General features: G+C 35.7%; 17 protein-coding genes. 10 read left to right on the forward strand and 7 right to left on the reverse strand.

Translation table 11 applies throughout. The features are described 5' to 3' along the window. Window positions 1–120: 120 nt before the first annotated feature. Complete coding sequence (gene adhP, locus J2772_RS07555; RefSeq protein ID WP_209915268.1) at window positions 121–1,155, forward strand: alcohol dehydrogenase AdhP; 1,035 nt, start codon at window positions 121–123, stop codon at window positions 1,153–1,155. 85 nt (window positions 1,156–1,240) lie between these two features. After that, on the forward strand, window positions 1,241–1,624 hold the full coding sequence (locus tag J2772_RS07560) for a DUF779 domain-containing protein (RefSeq protein WP_209915270.1): 384 nt from the start codon (window positions 1,241–1,243) through the stop codon (window positions 1,622–1,624). An 84-nt stretch (window positions 1,625–1,708) separates the two neighbouring features. On the opposite strand, the gene J2772_RS07565 is transcribed toward J2772_RS07560, so the two are convergent. Further along, on the reverse strand, window positions 1,709–2,908 hold the full coding sequence (locus tag J2772_RS07565; RefSeq protein WP_209915272.1) for a dicarboxylate/amino acid:cation symporter: 1,200 nt from the start codon (window positions 2,906–2,908) through the stop codon (window positions 1,709–1,711). A gap of 302 nt (window positions 2,909–3,210) precedes the next feature. Here J2772_RS07565 and J2772_RS07570 point away from each other — a divergent pair, with 302 nt between their 5' ends. From J2772_RS07570 to J2772_RS07585, 4 genes are all read left to right on the forward strand, one after another. After that, on the forward strand, window positions 3,211–4,569 hold the full coding sequence (locus tag J2772_RS07570) for a S8 family serine peptidase (RefSeq protein WP_209915274.1): 1,359 nt from the start codon (window positions 3,211–3,213) through the stop codon (window positions 4,567–4,569). A 173-nt stretch (window positions 4,570–4,742) separates the two neighbouring features. After that, on the forward strand, window positions 4,743–5,657 hold the full coding sequence (locus tag J2772_RS07575) for a DnaJ C-terminal domain-containing protein (RefSeq protein ID WP_209915276.1): 915 nt from the start codon (window positions 4,743–4,745) through the stop codon (window positions 5,655–5,657). A 3-nt stretch (window positions 5,658–5,660) separates the two neighbouring features. Next, on the forward strand, window positions 5,661–5,963 hold the full coding sequence (locus J2772_RS07580; protein WP_209915278.1) for a chaperone modulator CbpM: 303 nt from the start codon (window positions 5,661–5,663) through the stop codon (window positions 5,961–5,963). Between the two features lie 35 nt (window positions 5,964–5,998). After that, complete coding sequence (locus J2772_RS07585; RefSeq protein WP_209915280.1) at window positions 5,999–6,526, forward strand: hypothetical protein; 528 nt, start codon at window positions 5,999–6,001, stop codon at window positions 6,524–6,526. A 52-nt stretch (window positions 6,527–6,578) separates the two neighbouring features. Here the strand turns inward: J2772_RS07585 and J2772_RS07590 are convergent, their stop codons facing one another. Both J2772_RS07590 and J2772_RS07595 read right to left on the reverse strand, forming a co-directional pair. Further along, a complete protein-coding gene (locus J2772_RS07590; RefSeq protein WP_209915282.1) occupies window positions 6,579–7,562 on the reverse strand; it encodes a PLP-dependent cysteine synthase family protein in 984 nt (327 codons plus the stop codon). Window positions 7,563–7,680: 118 nt separating this feature from the next. Further along, window positions 7,681–8,910 carry an ABC transporter permease gene (locus J2772_RS07595; RefSeq protein WP_209915284.1) on the reverse strand — a complete coding sequence of 410 codons (1,230 nt, stop codon included), beginning with the start codon at window positions 8,908–8,910 and terminating at the stop codon, window positions 7,681–7,683. Window positions 8,911–8,914: 4 nt separating this feature from the next. On the opposite strand from J2772_RS07595, the gene J2772_RS07600 reads away from it, so the two are divergent. After that, window positions 8,915–10,111: an exo-beta-N-acetylmuramidase NamZ domain-containing protein gene (locus tag J2772_RS07600; RefSeq protein WP_209915286.1), complete on the forward strand. Its 1,197-nt coding sequence runs from the start codon at window positions 8,915–8,917 to the stop codon at window positions 10,109–10,111. A 139-nt stretch (window positions 10,112–10,250) separates the two neighbouring features. Here J2772_RS07600 and J2772_RS07605 read toward each other — a convergent pair whose 3' ends face one another. The 4 genes from J2772_RS07605 to J2772_RS07620 form a co-directional block, all read right to left on the reverse strand. Continuing rightward, entirely contained in the window at window positions 10,251–10,457 is a 207-nt protein-coding gene (locus J2772_RS07605; protein WP_209915298.1) for a hypothetical protein, read from the reverse strand. Window positions 10,458–10,461: 4 nt separating this feature from the next. After that, the gene (locus J2772_RS07610; RefSeq protein ID WP_209915300.1) at window positions 10,462–11,088 is read right to left on the reverse strand and encodes a DUF3575 domain-containing protein; all 627 of its coding nucleotides are present in this window, start codon (window positions 11,086–11,088) and stop codon (window positions 10,462–10,464) included. A gap of 7 nt (window positions 11,089–11,095) precedes the next feature. Further along, on the reverse strand, window positions 11,096–12,271 hold the full coding sequence (locus J2772_RS07615; protein WP_209915302.1) for a thioredoxin family protein: 1,176 nt from the start codon (window positions 12,269–12,271) through the stop codon (window positions 11,096–11,098). A 163-nt stretch (window positions 12,272–12,434) separates the two neighbouring features. Continuing rightward, on the reverse strand, window positions 12,435–12,800 hold the full coding sequence (locus J2772_RS07620) for a winged helix-turn-helix transcriptional regulator (protein ID WP_209915305.1): 366 nt from the start codon (window positions 12,798–12,800) through the stop codon (window positions 12,435–12,437). A gap of 147 nt (window positions 12,801–12,947) precedes the next feature. Here J2772_RS07620 and J2772_RS07625 point away from each other — a divergent pair, with 147 nt between their 5' ends. From J2772_RS07625 to J2772_RS07635, 3 genes are all read left to right on the forward strand, one after another. Then, window positions 12,948–13,892: an alpha/beta hydrolase gene (locus tag J2772_RS07625; protein WP_209915307.1), complete on the forward strand. Its 945-nt coding sequence runs from the start codon at window positions 12,948–12,950 to the stop codon at window positions 13,890–13,892. Between the two features lie 11 nt (window positions 13,893–13,903). Then, complete coding sequence (locus J2772_RS07630) at window positions 13,904–14,470, forward strand: cysteine hydrolase family protein (protein ID WP_209915309.1); 567 nt, start codon at window positions 13,904–13,906, stop codon at window positions 14,468–14,470. 256 nt (window positions 14,471–14,726) lie between these two features. Beyond that, the gene (locus J2772_RS07635) at window positions 14,727–16,322 is read left to right on the forward strand and encodes a histidine kinase (RefSeq protein ID WP_245365176.1); all 1,596 of its coding nucleotides are present in this window, start codon (window positions 14,727–14,729) and stop codon (window positions 16,320–16,322) included. Window positions 16,323–16,350: the final 28 nt, after the last annotated feature.

Consider the following 16,350-nt stretch of genomic DNA (forward strand, 5'->3'; position numbering starts at 1 on the left):
CACGCATGAAGTATAGCGTTCTTGCCTGCTTTTTAAACTGAAAAAATATGAATTTCTTTAAATGACAACTGGATAATGACTCAAAATAACCCTGATAAAAACTCTTTCAAAAAATAAAATATGATCCCAAAAACGATGAAAGCTGCAGTAGTTCAAGGCTACGGACAGCCCCTGAAAATAGAAGAAGTTCCCGTAAGAGAACCCGGAAGATATGAAGTGCTTGTAAAGGTGATTGCCTGTGGTGTTTGCCACACAGATTTACATGCTGTAGATGGAGATTGGCCTGCCAAGCCCAAAATGCCGCTTATTCCGGGGCATGAAGGTGTTGGTATTGTAGTTGCATGCGGGCCTGAAGCTTTTGTAAAAGAAGGAGATGCAGTAGGAGTTCCATGGCTTTACAGTGCCTGTGGTTGTTGTGATTACTGCATTACAGGATGGGAAACACTTTGTGAAGCTCAGAAAAATGGAGGATATAGTGTAGACGGTGGATTTGCAGAATATGTAATAGCAGATTCGAGATATGTAGGGCATCTAAAATCTGATGTGAATTTTCTTGAAATTGCTCCTATATTATGTGCCGGAGTAACAGTGTATAAAGGACTAAAAGAAACTGAAACCAAACCCGGTGAATGGGTTGCTATTTCAGGGATAGGAGGTCTGGGCCATGTAGCAGTTCAATATGCAAAAGCAATGGGCATGCATGTTGCTGCCATTGATGTTGCAGATGACAAGCTTGATTTGGCCAAAAAATTAGGCGCAGATCTGGTAGTTAATGCAAAAAATACAGATCCAGGTGAATATCTGCATAAAGAGGTAGGAGGAATGCATGGTGCGTTAATTACTGCTGTCTCACCCATAGCTTTTAAGCAGGGAATAGATGTCTTAAGAAGAAAAGGAACAATTGCTCTTAACGGGCTGCCTCCCGGATCATTTGAACTTCCAATTTTTGAAACTGTTTTAAAACGAATTACGGTAAGAGGATCTATCGTAGGAACCAGAAAAGATTTGCAGGAAGCATTGGATTTTGCTAATGAAGGTCTTGTAAAAGCTACAGTAACCTCTGCGAAATTAGAAGATATTAATGACGTTTTTGATAAAATGAAAAAAGGCCAGATTGATGGCAGAATAGTATTGGATATTGCAGGCTCAAATTAAATAATGATGTTATTGATCCCGGTTAAAAAATATTTTACCGGGATCTTTTATAAAAATAGGTTTTTATGAGGCTAAAATAATAGAGATGAAAACAAAAACAGCAAGACTTTCCGCAACAGAAAAAGCCCTTGAAGTCATCCGTGAGCTTGAAGAAAAATATGGTGCACTGATGTTTTATCAGGCAGGAGGATGCTGCGAAGGGACACAACCGCAATGCTTCGAAAAAGGAGGCTTTTTCCCAAGAATGAATGATGCTATGATCGGTACCATCAACGGACATGAATTCTGGATAGACCGCGATCTTTTTGAGTACTGGAAATACTCCCATTTCACCCTTGATGTAACGGATGGTTTCGGACCCGGAGGTTTCTCTTTAGAAACTCCTCTAGGAAAGACATTCAAAGTGCAGTATAGACTTTTTACTCCCGAAGAATATGGAAATCTCGAGCCCGTACAACGCAGTGAATGAAATTTAAAAGTGGGGGATCATTTCACATCTGTTGTCATTTTGACGAAAGAAGAATTTCATGTATACCAGCATTTATTTCAATCGTCAATCCTTAACAAACCGGTTGACAAACATCGCGGCGACAATATCTCCCACAGAATTTAAAACTGTAGCCAAAGGATCTACCAAAGTTCCAATAATCATTACTGCCGGAATAGCTTCCTGAGGTAATTTATACACCGAGATCATGAGCATTTCCCCAATATATCCGCCATTAGGAATTCCACCCGCTACAATACTCACAAATACTGTAATTCCCAAGGCTAAAAGCAAGTTGGCAGGGTCAAAAAAGTCTTTTCCAATGATTAAAAAAGCCACATAAATTTTGATAATTGAAGACATGGAAGATCCATTCTTATGCAGCGTTGTCCCAATAGGAATTACCAAATTGGAAATGGAATTCGGGATTCCGATCTTAGAAGCGGCCTGTAAATTAGCAGGCATAGTTGCAAAGCTGCTGCAGGTACTTATAGCTGTAAGAGTAGGGTAGATGGCATTGGTCCAAAAACTTTTAACACCCTTCTGGCCACTTGCCATAAATGCATAAAGGGAAAAGAAAACGAGAAAATAAATAATTCCGGCAATATAATACAACCCTAAAGGTTTAGCATAAAAACCAAAAAGTTGTGGTCCTAATGTAGCAACCTGATAGGCGAAATAAGCTCCCAAACCAATAGGCGCCAACTTCATTACTAATAGAAGAAGTTCCTTCATTACTTCATATCCTGAGGCTATAAAAATCCTGAAAGGCTTTCCTACTTCGCCCGTTTTTCTGGCTGCAAAACCTGTCATAAAAGCAAAAATAAGAAGTGCCAACATATTCTGTCTGGAAAACAAAGCAGTGAATTCTCCCACGGTAAAGAAGCTTACAATTCTATTTCCCCAGCTGTCTTCATTGGCGGTTTCTGTAATCATATCAGAACTTCCGGAAACCCCGGAAACCGGAAACAGATAAACTGCACAGATGGTGAAAATAGCAGCGGTCAGAATAAAAAACAGAAAGGTAAACGCCATAATAAGAATAATCTTTCCGAATTTAGATTGCTGTTCCAGAGAAGCAATAGAGTTGGATACTGCAAAGAATACCAGAGGTACAACACTTACAAAAAGAAGATTTAGGAAAATATCTCCCAAAGGTTTAATGTATTCTACAAAACCCGGAGCAACAATACCTATAATGCTTCCAATAGTGATTCCCAGAAGTAAAAATATGATTCCGGAGTAGTTTTTCAGTACCTCGTTCATAGAGTGCTTTTTATCAAAGATAAGTTTATTTTTAATGTATATACTAGAACTTAACCTGAATTTTCCTGTTGAATGATTTTTATCTATTTCTATAAAATTGGATAGTTAATATTATTAATTATAAAATTTTTTTCTTTAAAAATCGAAATTAATGAAAATATTTAAATTATCTAATATTCAATTTATATGTTAATATTATTAGTTTTTATTAATTTATTTCAAAAAACTTTGATTAATTCTTTTTTATTTCGAATATTTATAATATTTTTACAAAACACAAATTAAAAAAAATATTGTAAATTATGAAAAGAAAAAACAAAATTTCGCTATTGTTGCTTGCTGCAGTAATCACTGTAAGCTGTAACTCTGACAGACTTAGTGATACTCCTGAATCTAATCCTGATGCAAATGCTGCTGTGAATTCTGATGATGCAGCTTCTGGTGATGCTAAGCCTATTCCCGGACAATATGTTGTTGTTTTAAATGATGGTGTTTTGGAAAAAAATGGACTTGCTGTTTCTAAAGAGACGAATAATAGCAGAGAGAGCTATTTAAGACAAACAGGAGTACTATTAGATAAATTAAAAAATAGTGATGGTTTGAAACTAGGTATTGATAATCAAAAAATTTCTAATGCTTTCGGCTATGCTTTGGAAGGTTTTGTAGCTAAAAACCTTACAGATGCAGAGGTTCAAGCACTTAAAAAAGATTCTAGAATCAAAAGTGTTGAACAAGATTATCAAGTTTCTTTAGGGACGTCAACCAGAGCTGTTACACAAGCTGCTTCTTCGCAAGAAACGCCTTGGGGAATTACCAGAATTGGTGGGGCAGGCGACGGGACAGGAAAAACAGCCTGGGTTATTGATTCAGGTATAGATTTAGATCATCCAGATCTTAATGTAGATACACAGAGAAGTGTTTCTTTTGCAGGAGATAATAATCCTGATGATGGAAACGGGCATGGGACGCATGTTGCAGGAACTATTGCAGCTCTTAATAATAACATTGGAGTGGTAGGTGTAGCAGCTGGAGCAAAAGTTGTTGCATTAAAGGTTTTAAAAAATGATGGATTTGGTGACTTTTCATGGACTGTTTCTGCTTTGGATTATGTATATGCCAATGCTTCAGTAAATGATGTAGTGAATATGAGTTTAGGCCCTGCAAACGGAAGACTTAGACTTTCTACTACCGATCAGGCCGTGTTAAAAGTTGCTGAAAAAGGGATTAAAACAGCAATAGCGGCAGGGAATTCCTATGACGATGCTAATTATTATTCGCCAGCAGCTGTTAATCATGCTAATATTTATACGATTTCTGCTATAGCCCAAGGCGATTACTGGGCTTATTTTTCTAATTATGGAACTTGTGTGGATTATGCAGCTCCCGGCTATCAAGTAAAATCAACATGGTTGAATGGTGGTTACAATACCATTAGTGGAACTTCTATGGCGTCACCACATGCTGCGGGTGTGTTGCTTCTGGGGACACCAAAAGCAGACGGTAGTGTGAAATCTGCTTATTGGGAATATAAATACGGATTTTTAACTAACGGAACATTCGGCAAATATTATACAGGTAAATATGGATCGACAAATACTTACGCTTTAGCAGACTACCGTAATGATAAAGACGGTGTAATTGACAATATTATTCATAGGTAATGTTTAATAAATTTAAAATAAAAAAGGGATGAAGTAATTCATCTCTTTTTTATTTTAAAGAAATTCAATTGTTATTTTAAAGGCCGATTTCCTACTGAAGATTATATTTTGTTTGTTATTATTTTATGGGATTTCAGAGATTAATTTCATAAATTTGAGTAAACATCGTTTCTATGGCTTATATAGATTACTATAAAATTTTAGGCGTAGATAAAAGCGCAACCCAGGATGATATCAAAAAGGCTTACCGGAAATTGGCCAGAAAGCTGCATCCGGACCTTAATCCTGATGATAAAGAATCAGAAAAAAAATTCAAAGAGCTGAACGAAGCCAATGAAGTTCTCAGTAATCCTGAAAACCGTACAAAGTACGATAAGTATGGAGAAAATTGGAAGCATGGTGAGGAATATGAAAAAGCTCAACAGCAGCAAAGACAATATCAACAGCAGAATTACAATGATGGTTATTCTGGTGCAAACTTTGGTGAGGGCGAAGACTTTTCAGATTTCTTCCAAAATATGTTTGGTGGAGCAGGAGCAGGAGGCTTTGGAAAAAGTACAAGAGGAAGAGCTTCAGGAAAGTTCAAAGGGCAGGATGTACAGGCAGAATTAACCCTGAATCTGAGAGATGCTGCCGTAACTCATCAACAAACTTTTGAAATCAATGGCAAAAAAGTAAGAATTACGATTCCTGCCGGAGTCTATGATGGGCAGAAAATAAAATTAAAAGGTCATGGAAATCCGGGAGTGAATGGCGGTCCAAACGGGGATCTCTATATCATGTTCAATATTCCTGTAGATCCTGATTTTGAAAGAGTAGGGGATGATCTTAAATCCAAGGTTACTATTGATTTGTATACCGCAGTTTTAGGAGGAGACGTAAAGGTAAATACGCTTGATGGAAGTGTTAACCTTAAAGTAAAGCCGGAAACCCAAAGCGGAATGACTGTAAGGCTGAAAGGAAAAGGTTTTCCTGTCTATAAGAAAGAAGGAGAGCATGGCGATCTTTTTGTAACCTATGAAGTGAAACTGCCTACCAACCTTACCGATAAGCAGAAAGAACTTTTTGAACAACTTAAAAATTCCTAGGCGATGAGTGAAAGAATATCACGAGAAGAACTCGTAAGAATATACAATATAGAAATCACCTTTTTTGATGAGCTTGTAGATTATGGTCTGCTGACTATTCATGTTGAAGATGATATTCATTATCTGATGTATGAAGACCTGCCGGATCTGGAAAAATTTGCCAATTGGTATTATGATCTTGAAGTTAATCTTCCGGGCTTAGAAGTTATTCATAATATGCTGAAAAAACTGGAGGCTTTAAAACGAAGAAACAGAGAGCTTATGAACAAACTTTCAGCAATCAGTGACCAATATGAAGATATTTAGCTTAGTTTTGTAGCTTTTTAAAGCAACCATGTATTATGAGTGAAGAAAAAGTGATTACATTAAAACCTGAGAGAAAAATTTTTGAAGATATTTATTTTAGCGGAAATCAGGGCAGTCTGCTTTTTTCTCCTACTACAAAAAGCAAAACCATAACAACTATTGCTGCAGCGGTTATTTTATTGATTGCATTTCTGTTAAAAGGCAGTTTGAGTAAAGAAAGCCAGGGAATTTTATACTTTTTGAGTTTTATACTTTTACTTTGTGCTGTTTTCTTATCTGTAAGCGTTAATAAAGTTTCAAGATGGAAAAAACAGGTTAATTATTACCTGAACACTTTAGAAAAATGTAAGATCTACGAAATAAGAATTGAACAGAACTTTTTTACAGTCAATATCGATGGGGAAAAAGAAACCAGTGAATGGAAAGACTTTCAGTTTTTTGACAGTAATCATGATTTCATTTCTGTTGAAGGGAAATACAGCTATATGTTTCCCCGAAAGTCAATGAGCGAAAGGGATTATTCTTTGCTGAAGACCATTTTAAAAGATAAAATCCAGTCATAAAAAAATCAGAGCAAACGCTCTGATTTTTTATTTTATAATGTTGTCTTCTCGCTTATTCCAGCCAGCCCATTTCTTTCATCCATTCATCATTGTAGATCTTTCCTACATATCTTGACCCGTGGTCGTGAAGTAATACTACGATAATATCATCTTTAGTGAACTGATCTTTCATCTGAACCAATGAGGCGATAGCACTTCCAGCCGAATATCCGCAGAAAATACCTTCCTCTTTAGCCAGTTTCCTTGCATAGATCGCCCCGTCTTTATCCGTTACTTTCTCAAAGTGATCGATAACAGACATATCATAGTTTTCAGGAATGATGTCTTCACCAATTCCCTCAGTGATATAAGTATAAGCGTGATCGTAATGTAACTCTCCGGTTTCGTGGAATTCTTTAAGAATAGATCCATAGGTATCAACCCCAATTACTTTAATATCTTTATTTTTTTCCTTGAAGAATGTTCCACATCCTGTAATGGTACCTCCTGTTCCTGCTCCTGCTACAAAGTGAGTCAGTTTTCCTTCCGTCTGTTCCCAGATCTCAGGTGCTGTAGACTCATAGTGAGCTGTTCTGTTAGATAAATTGTCATATTGGTTTACATACCATCCGTTTTCTGTTTCCTTAGCCAGTCTTTTAGATACTGAATAATAAGAACGCGGATCAGTAGGTTTTACATCAGTAGGGCAAACAATTACTTCAGCACCTACAGCGCGAAGAATGTCACACTTTTCTTTAGATTGCTTGGAATTGGTTACAAAGATACATTTGTAGCCTTTGATGATAGCAGCTAATGCCAATCCCATTCCTGTATTTCCGGAAGTTCCTTCAATGATAGTCCCTCCAGGTTTTAATCTGCCATCTTTTTCGGCATCTTCGATCATTTTAAGAGCCATTCTGTCCTTTACAGAATTCCCAGGGTTGAATGTCTCAACTTTTGCTAAAACTAATGCTGGAAAATCTTCACCCAATACATTGTTAAGTTTTACCAATGGTGTGTTTCCTATAGTTTCAAGGATATTTTTTGCGTATTTCATAAATGTTTTATATGCGGTGCAAAGATAATGCTTTTAAAATTATCCATATTGAGATCATGTGTGATTGCAGCTCAAAACAAATGATTAAAAGCTTAATTTTTTAAATCCAATAATAACGTTAATTGTACTTAATGGCCTTCACCGGAGAAATCTTACTAATTAGATAACTCGGAATAATTAAGGCAAGAGCAGATATAGCCAAAATTCCTAATGAAATGGAAACAATAGCAATAGGGTTAAGGTCTACCGGAACCGTGCTTACGTAATAATTTTCTGGATTAAGTTTAATAACCCCAAAGAATTTTTGAATAAGAATTAATCCCAATCCGATGGCATTTCCATATAAAAGTCCCGGAATCATAATGATAAGGGTATAATTGATAAAGGTAGCCCTGATCTGTGCATTACTTGCTCCTAAGGTCTTAAGCAAACCAATGGAATTGGTTCTTTCAATAATAAGGATAAGAAGAACCATAATAATATTGATGACCACTACTATTAGCATAATGATGATGATAAGAGCGATATTGGTGTCGAAGATACTGATCCAGTCTGTAATTTGTGGGAATTTTTCAGTAGCTTTTTCAGCATAGTTTTTATAACCGATCAGTTTTTCAATGTCTGGGAAATCCTTGTCAATATCATTAACGTTTTTCAGGAAAATATCAATGCCTCCAATCTCATCAGGTTTCATATCCTGAATCTTTCTTGCATGATTAATTCCACCAATCACAAACTGTTCATCAATGAGTTTAATGTCTGTTCTATAAATCCCAATAATTTTGAACTTACGATAAAGGGGTTTCTGATCGGCCTTTAAGAAGACCGTAACTATACTGTCATTGACTTTAAGATGAAGATCATTGGCAATTTTTTGTGAAACAGCCACATCATTGTTGAAGCCAACTTCTGTTACCTTAGGGGTAGTTCCGGCGATCAGAAATTTTTTAAACCTTACGCTGTCGAAGTCCTTTCCGATTCCTTTAAATATAATTCCTGCAAAATTATGCTCATTACGCATAATTCCGGTAACGGTTACATATTTTTGGATACTTTCTACATCCGGAAGTTCCTTAATCTTGGCAATATTTAATCCCTGATTATCTAAAACCGAGGTATTATAAGAAGAATTAGATCGGGTAGACCGTACCGTAATATGGCCGCTGAAATCTGCGAGTCTCTCTTTAATAGCTTTTTTGGAACCGAATCCGGTGGCTACGGTAATCAGAGAAACAATGATTCCCAGTGCTACAGAAAGCCTGCCAATGAAGATGATAACCCGGGAAAGGTTATTTTTGTTATCTTTGGAAAATGCTATTTTTCTAGAGAAATATAAAGGAAACTTCAAGCTTATGAATTTAGATTTCAAAATTAAAAATTTACTTCTGATTTGCCTAATTTTTTTAGGAGTATTCAACCAATATTATTCTCAAACTCAAGTTCAACCGGATTTTAAAACCGGGGCAGATCAGCCCGAGCTTTATTTACCCTTATTAAAGGATAAAACCATTGGAGTAGTAACGAACCAGACAGGTTTGATGAGCGACAGAACCCATTTGGTGGATTTTTTAGTGAAAAACGGAGTAAAGATCAAAGCTATTTTTGCACCTGAACATGGTTTCAGAGGAGATGCTGATGCGGGAGCCAAAGTAAAAAACGGAGTGGATGTGAAGACTGGAATTCCAATTGTTTCCCTATATGCCAATAATAAAAAACCGAAGCCTGAACAATTGGCAGGAATTGATCTTGTGGTTTTTGATATTCAGGATGTGGGCGTGAGGTTCTATACATATATTTCTACTTTAACTTATCTGATGGAAGCGGGTGCTGAAAATAATGTTGAAGTAATGGTTCTGGATCGTCCCAATCCACATGATGGCTATACAGATGGACCTGTTTTAAGAAAAAAATGGACAAGTTTTGTGGGAATGCACGAAGTTCCAGTGGTATACGGACTAACTATTGGTGAGTACGGAAAAATGGTGAATGGAGAAAAGTGGCTGAAAAATGGAGTTCAGGCAAAATATACCCTAATCCAGATGAAGAACTATCACAAAAAACAGCGCTATGCGATGTTGGATAAGCCGTCACCAAACCTGCCCAACGATAAAGCAATCAATTTATATCCAAGTTTATGCTTCTTTGAAGGAACTCAGGTTTCTGTGGGAAGAGGTACAGAACAACCTTTTCAGATTTACGGTTCACCATGGACTGAAAATCTTCCCTACAAGTTTACTCCTAAGCCAAGTTATGGTGCTAAAGATCCATTCCTAAATGGAAAATTGTGTTATGGCGAAGATCTTTCCAGCTATCCTAAGGATTTAAGAGAGCTGAACCTTGAATGGGTAATCAAAGCTTATCAAAACTATAAAAACCCTCAGTTGGATTTCTTTTTAAAAAATTTGTGGTTTGATACGCTTTCCGGAACCGATGAATTCAGAAAACAGATTATTGCCGGGAAATCAATTCCGGAAATTAAAGCTTCATGGAAAAAGGATCTGGAAGAGTTTGAAAAGATCAGAAACCGATATGTGGTATACGAAGATTAATGAGGATAGACAGGAGGTTTGAAGATGGAAACTGGAAGTTATCAAGGTCATAAAGAATGACATTTATTCTTTTTAAATACCATTTGCAGTAATACGACTTAAAGTAACTTCCAGCCTTGTGCTTCCAAGTTCCAGCTTTTTAATCAAAATTTTGAGGCGGTGTTTTATCGTTCTTGCCCTTATTGAGTATAAATAGCCCAATCGTTAAGCCTACCACTCCTGCAAAGGCAGTTAATAAAGCTCTTTGTAATTTATCTGGAAGATCATTTCCAAGGTAGTTCATTAAAAAAAGGATCAAAAAAGTGATCACTGAAATGATAATATGATTTTTTCCGAATGGCTTCATTGTATTATTTAAATTTGTAAGAGATCATTACACCTCCTCTGTAAGGGATGATTTCCCCACTTTTGTTAAATTTCTCTGCATCGTCATAACGTCTTCCGGTTGTTCTGTCATATCCTTTATAAAAACTTTGAGAAGTTCCTATGGTAGCATAAAGGTCAAGATTCCAACGGTCGGACAACTGAAACTGATATCCGCCGGTAATACCCAGCATCACAGAGTAGCCTTTTTGATAAAGATTAGAATTCATAAGGTATTCTCCGTCATCTTTTTGAGTGATATTATCATTCCAATAGTTCCATTTTTGAGCATTGTAAGCTGCAAAAGCAATATTGGCTCCTATATACCAATGCTTAAATGCTTCTTTGAAATAATATCTCCCTTCAGCAGAAACAGAATAAAACTGCAATTCATGTCCTGCAAATGATTTCCAAGGTGAGATAAAAACATCTCCCTGTAGGGTATATTTAGGACTAATTTGTTTTTCTATACCCAAATTGAAAATACCTATTGGTAAAAAAAGAGCATTACCCTTTACATATAAACTTTTTTCATCGCTTTGTTCCTGTTCCTGAGCCTTTAGTGAACCTATGCTCAGAAATGCTAAAGCACCCATTAATACTCTGTATTTCATCAAGTGTTTATTTTATTTGTTTTAATAATTCTTCTGCTAATTTGGAATCTCTGTTAGCCTGAACGGCCATGTTTTTAGACATCTCAGCATAGTTTTTGGCCATATCCTTATTTCCTGTTAAGAAATAAAGCTTAGCTAAGATGTAGGTGTTTTCTGATGTTTCTCCTCTCATTACAGACTTTTCCGCCCATTCGGTTGCTTTCTTTAGTGATGATGGTGTTTGTACATGATCTACAAATACCCATGCAGCTCTTAAAAGCTCATCAGGATTAAATCCATCCGGATTTTTGTAGTAATCCAAAGCTGCTTTTTCATATTCCGGGAAATTGGCATTTTGTTCGTAATAGTTAAGCTTGGTCTGATTCAGTTTAGTCGTTGCTGTTTGTTTCCCTACCAATGGTTCGGCCATTTTCATAAAATAGTCATCATTGATTTTTTTGTTTTTATCATCAATGGACTGTTCTACGATTTTTGATAGCTTTATTTGGCCATCAAATTCATTATATGTCTCTTCAGGAAGGTATTTGATGATCTCTGCTTTTCTGGAAGTAAAGGCTTTATAATTGGAATCTTCAGCAGATTTCAGAAAAAATAACATATAACCTATTTCTTCTTTTGAAAGAGGATCAGAAGATTTTTTATTTTCAAAATATCTTTCAGAGGCTTTTTTTGCAAACTCGTAATCTGTATCAGAGTTAAGCTTCATAATATTGATCAGGAATTCCGGATCTTTTTCTCCGCTGGCAAATCTTTCTTTAAGAGAACCTTTTTTATTCCCTTGCGAATTGATGTCCTGAGCCATTGCTACAAACATACTTTCTTCCATATAACCAGTATTTCTGGAAACAAGCTCGCCTTCACCGTTCAGGAAAAGATAAGTAGGGTAAGATCGAACTCCAAATTTGGCAGCAAGGTCTCTTCCTTCTCCTTTTTCCATGTCGAATCTTGCATTAATGAAGTTGGTATTGAAATATTCTCTCACGGATTTCTGAGGAAAAACATTTTTTTCCATCATTTTGCATGGCCCACACCAGGAAGCATACGCATCAATAAAAACCAATTTCTTTTCTTTTTTGGCTTTTGCTATAATTTCTTTAAATGGTAGTTCCTGAAACTGTATAGTCTCTTGAGCAGAGATGACAATAGAGCAAACAATAGATATCCCGGAGATGATCTTCTTCATTTTCAAATAAGATTTGAAGCGAAGATAAATAATTTTCAAAATATAAAGGATGGAATCGGAATTTGAATGTTGATATTAACTAATTTTAAGACTTACATCTTTGGTTCGTGATTTTTTAAAGCAGGGTGAAGTTAGTTTCTTCACTTTTCTATTACAGTAAAAATCATGAATTCTTTTTCTTAGATTCTTTATGCTCCATCCCCCAAACTTCAAGCTGGCTGAGCACTGGAAGTAATTTTTTTCCTATTTCGGATAATTCATATTCCACCCTGGGCGGAACCTCAGCATAAACTGTTTTTATAACAAGATTTTCATGTTCCATTTTTTTTAGTTGTAGTGTCAGCATTCTTTCAGAAATGTTGGGAATTCTGTTTTTCAGTTCAAAAAATCTCAATCTTTCTCGTTTGAGTTGGTAGCAGATGGAAAGAATCCATCGTCCACTAATCAGGTTGACAGCATATATTTCGGAACAACAGGATTCCATTGTTTTTTTATTCTCATTATTGGTGGATGATTCTTTAATACTCATACTAACATTTTTGTTCGCTCCATACAATCTTTTGTACACTTGTACTGTACAGCATTGATGATTTAAATTTACAAATAAAAGATGAAATATAGGATGTATAGCCTGATTTGATAGCCTTTTATTATAGATTTTTTATATGGTAATGTTATGGATTTAAATAGAATTAATAAAGAGCTTAGAGAAAGTATTGAAAGTATTCTCTATTCGTTGGAACTCGATGAAAATATATTTTTTAATGCTCCTGAAGTAATCCAGAAGGAAAGGATAGAATTTACAAAAGCTAATCCTGTTACACGGCCGGATCATATTAAAGTGAAAGACACTTTCATTCCGAGTTCAATGGATGGCGAGAAAATACGATTACATATTTATCAGCCGGAAAAATTCAACAGGAATAAAACTTTGATTTATTTTCATGGTGGTGGTTATGTTTTTGGTTTGCCAGAGCAGGTGGATATTCAAATGTTTGAAATAGCAGACGGATTGCAGGCAACCATTATATCGGTAGATTACAGATTATCTCCTCAACACCGCTTTCCTATACCTGTGTTGGATGGTTTTGATGCTTTAAAATGGGTGATTGATAATGGTGAAGTTCAATTGGGAATAGATCCTGAAAACCTTACTGTTTCCGGAGCGAGTGCCGGTGGGCATTTGGCGGCAGCAGTTACTCAGATGGCAGCAGACCAGGATATTGATAATATAAAACATCAGTTTTTATTATATCCGGTTATTCATAACGGATTGAATACTCCTTCTATGCGGGAGTTTACAGATTCACCATTATGGAGCAGGAAATATGCTGAAATAGCATGGCAGCATTTTTTGGGCAAAGAGAATATGGGTAAAAGTTTTACTTATTCAGATCTGACTCATTATCGTAATTTTTCTGCATTGCCCCAAACTACCATCGTAGCCTGTGAGCTTGATCCTTTAAGAGATGAAGGTATTGAATTCTCTCAGCTTTTATATCAGGCAGGCGTTGCCACTGAGTTATGGGTGGTTCCCGGAGCAGTGCATGTTTTCGATCTTTTTGATTGCCCTTTGACTGATGAATACAAAAAGTTTTTGATGAGTAAACTATTCAAATAAAAATAAAACACATGAAATTACGAGATAAAAAACCAGCTTTAATTCTTATAGATATTCAAAAAGGATTTCTTGATGAAGACTATTGGGGTGGAAATAGAAATAATAAAGATGCTGAAAAAATAAGCGGAAAAATACTGGAAAAATGGCGGGAACTGAATTTACCCATATTTCATATTCGGCATAGCTCTACCAATCCGCAGTCTAAATTGCATAAATCGGATCCGGGATTTGAATTTAATAAGAACGTCTTACCTCAGCATGATGAATGTATTATCACCAAAAATGTAAACAGTGCTTTTATAGGAACAGATCTGAAAGAAAAATTAGATGCTCAGAAAATAAATACTGTGGTAATTGTAGGAATTACAACCAATCATTGTGTCTCTACAACTGCAAGAATGGCAGGAAACTTTGGATATGAAACCTATGTTATTTCGGATGCTACAGCAGCTTTTGACAGAATTGGAATACATGGCGAAAAATATGAAGCGGAACTGGTTCATCTCATGGCATTAGCCAATTTGAATGAAGAGTTTGCAACCATTCTGAATGCTGAAGAATTATTAAAAAACCTGTAGAAAGTCCTGAAACCCTGAATGTTTTAAAACTGTTGTGTGTGCGGCAGTTTTTGTTTTTTAGAAAGAAAGTAATTTTATTCTGAATTTTTGATCGGAAATAAGTGATATTCAGAGTGAATTTTAAGATAATTTTAATTCACTAAATGGTCCTGAGATCTTTGTTATATCTTTGCAAACGAATAAATTATCCACAAAAGAGATCGTGAAAATATAGGCTTTACTTCAGGTATTGCAGTTTTTTTTTGTGGAAATAAAGATGCAGAAGAAATTGAATATTAGCTTTAAACACGCCTTATCCCAAAAATCTATTTACGTTGCCGCTTTGTCCACCTGCCTGATTGCAGTAGTGGCCTTTGCTGTTTTAAGTCACTTAATTGCCGAAGATAACCGTAAAAATAATGAAGACTTTGCGAAAAAAACGTTCTTCAGGAAGTATGAATCTGTGGAAAGTGAATTTAGGAATATTGAAGATTATCAGTATCTGCTTCGTGAATTGATTCAAAAAGACGGATTGAAAAACTATAGAGGTTATTCTTTGGTTTTAAATGATTTAAATAAAAAAAGAAACCTGCTAACCTACAGTTGGTATTATTACGACAATAATAAAACAGGAAAATACGAAAGTAATAATCCTCTGTCTGGTGTTTTCAAAGAGAGAAATGATGAAAAAGGATCTATTGCTATAAAAAATACGGGTTCCGGTCACTTTAAAGACCTTTTAATAAGCCGTAAAGACAGTATGTTCTGGGTGAGTTATGATTCTCTCGTATTACCTGAAAAAAATGTGCTGTATTATGGTTCTACTGTAAGCCTGGATGATCTTCATCAATATTTTACCAATGTAGATAAAAGCTCGAATACCTATGCTTATGTTTTCACCAAGGAAGGAATTTGTATTACCCATCCTGAAAAAAAATACATTGGAAAGAATGTTTTCAGTTTCACCGATATCAAAGCAAAAGATACTTTGTGTAGTAAGGTGAAATCAGGATATACAGAAGGGCTTGCCAACTCAGAATATTTGGCGATGGAAGTCACACGCTTTATCAAGCCTTTGAAAACAGATAATTTTGATGGATATGCAGTGGTTAATTATGTCAACTTTATTACAGATGAAAATATAAATAAAGTAAAAACCTATACAGTTTACATATTTCTGGCGGCCTTATTTATGATTGTTACTGTTTTTATCCTGTTCCAACGGTCTACAAGCATGGCGTACAGGGAGAAAGAAAAGATACAGTCTGAAAAAAACCTGTTGCTGGTAGAGAATGAAAAAATGCATAAAGCAGAAGTGATTAATCAGCTGCAGCAGCTTAAGAATAATATCAATCCGCATTTCCTGTTCAATTCTTTGAACTCTTTATATATGCTGATTGGAATTAATAAGGAGAACGCTCAGAAATTTACCATGAACCTTTCCAAGATCTACAGGTATCTGATTGTTCCGCCAAAAGAGAATATCGTACCCGTTTCCAAGGAAATTGATTTCATTCAGAAATATATGGAGCTTCTAAAAAGCAGGTTTGATGAAGAACTGAATTTCCAGCTCATTATAAAAGATCCTGAAAGTTTAAAAAAAAGAATCCCTTATTTATCCCTACAGATTGTGACAGAAAACGCTATAAAACATAATGTTGCAACGATAGATCAACCCTTGAAAATTACAATTGAAGTAGAAGGGAAAGGGATCACGGTAAAGAATACATATCAGCCCAAAACGGAAGGAGTGCAGGGAGAGAAATTCGGAATTGACTATTTGAATCAGGTTTATGAGTATTTTAGAGAAAATCCGCTTCATATTTCTGTAGATGGTGAAAACTTTATATGTTTTTTGCCATTAATGAAATAAAATGAAAAAATCCATTCACTCCCGAATA

Origin of the sequence: Chryseobacterium jejuense, from assembly GCF_017877355.1 — a bacterium.
Taxonomy (GTDB): domain Bacteria; phylum Bacteroidota; class Bacteroidia; order Flavobacteriales; family Weeksellaceae; genus Chryseobacterium; species Chryseobacterium jejuense_A.

Excerpts from the sequence above, each read along its gene's own strand:
- adhP (WP_209915268.1), top strand. The coding sequence starts at position 121 with ATGATCCCAAAAACGATGAAAGCTGCAGTAGTTCAAGGCTACGGACAG.
- J2772_RS07560 (WP_209915270.1), top strand. The coding sequence starts at position 1,241 with ATGAAAACAAAAACAGCAAGACTTTCCGCAACAGAAAAAGCCCTTGAA.
- J2772_RS07565 (WP_209915272.1), bottom strand. The coding sequence starts at position 2,908 with ATGAACGAGGTACTGAAAAACTACTCCGGAATCATATTTTTACTTCTG.
- J2772_RS07570 (WP_209915274.1), top strand. The coding sequence starts at position 3,211 with ATGAAAAGAAAAAACAAAATTTCGCTATTGTTGCTTGCTGCAGTAATC.
- J2772_RS07575 (WP_209915276.1), top strand. The coding sequence starts at position 4,743 with ATGGCTTATATAGATTACTATAAAATTTTAGGCGTAGATAAAAGCGCA.
- J2772_RS07580 (WP_209915278.1), top strand. The coding sequence starts at position 5,661 with ATGAGTGAAAGAATATCACGAGAAGAACTCGTAAGAATATACAATATA.
- J2772_RS07585 (WP_209915280.1), top strand. The coding sequence starts at position 5,999 with ATGAGTGAAGAAAAAGTGATTACATTAAAACCTGAGAGAAAAATTTTT.
- J2772_RS07590 (WP_209915282.1), bottom strand. The coding sequence starts at position 7,562 with ATGAAATACGCAAAAAATATCCTTGAAACTATAGGAAACACACCATTG.
- J2772_RS07600 (WP_209915286.1), top strand. The coding sequence starts at position 8,915 with ATGAATTTAGATTTCAAAATTAAAAATTTACTTCTGATTTGCCTAATT.
- J2772_RS07605 (WP_209915298.1), bottom strand. The coding sequence starts at position 10,457 with ATGAAGCCATTCGGAAAAAATCATATTATCATTTCAGTGATCACTTTT.
- J2772_RS07610 (WP_209915300.1), bottom strand. The coding sequence starts at position 11,088 with ATGAAATACAGAGTATTAATGGGTGCTTTAGCATTTCTGAGCATAGGT.
- J2772_RS07615 (WP_209915302.1), bottom strand. The coding sequence starts at position 12,271 with ATGAAGAAGATCATCTCCGGGATATCTATTGTTTGCTCTATTGTCATC.
- J2772_RS07620 (WP_209915305.1), bottom strand. The coding sequence starts at position 12,800 with ATGAGTATTAAAGAATCATCCACCAATAATGAGAATAAAAAAACAATG.
- J2772_RS07625 (WP_209915307.1), top strand. The coding sequence starts at position 12,948 with ATGGATTTAAATAGAATTAATAAAGAGCTTAGAGAAAGTATTGAAAGT.
- J2772_RS07630 (WP_209915309.1), top strand. The coding sequence starts at position 13,904 with ATGAAATTACGAGATAAAAAACCAGCTTTAATTCTTATAGATATTCAA.
- J2772_RS07635 (WP_245365176.1), top strand. The coding sequence starts at position 14,727 with ATGCAGAAGAAATTGAATATTAGCTTTAAACACGCCTTATCCCAAAAA.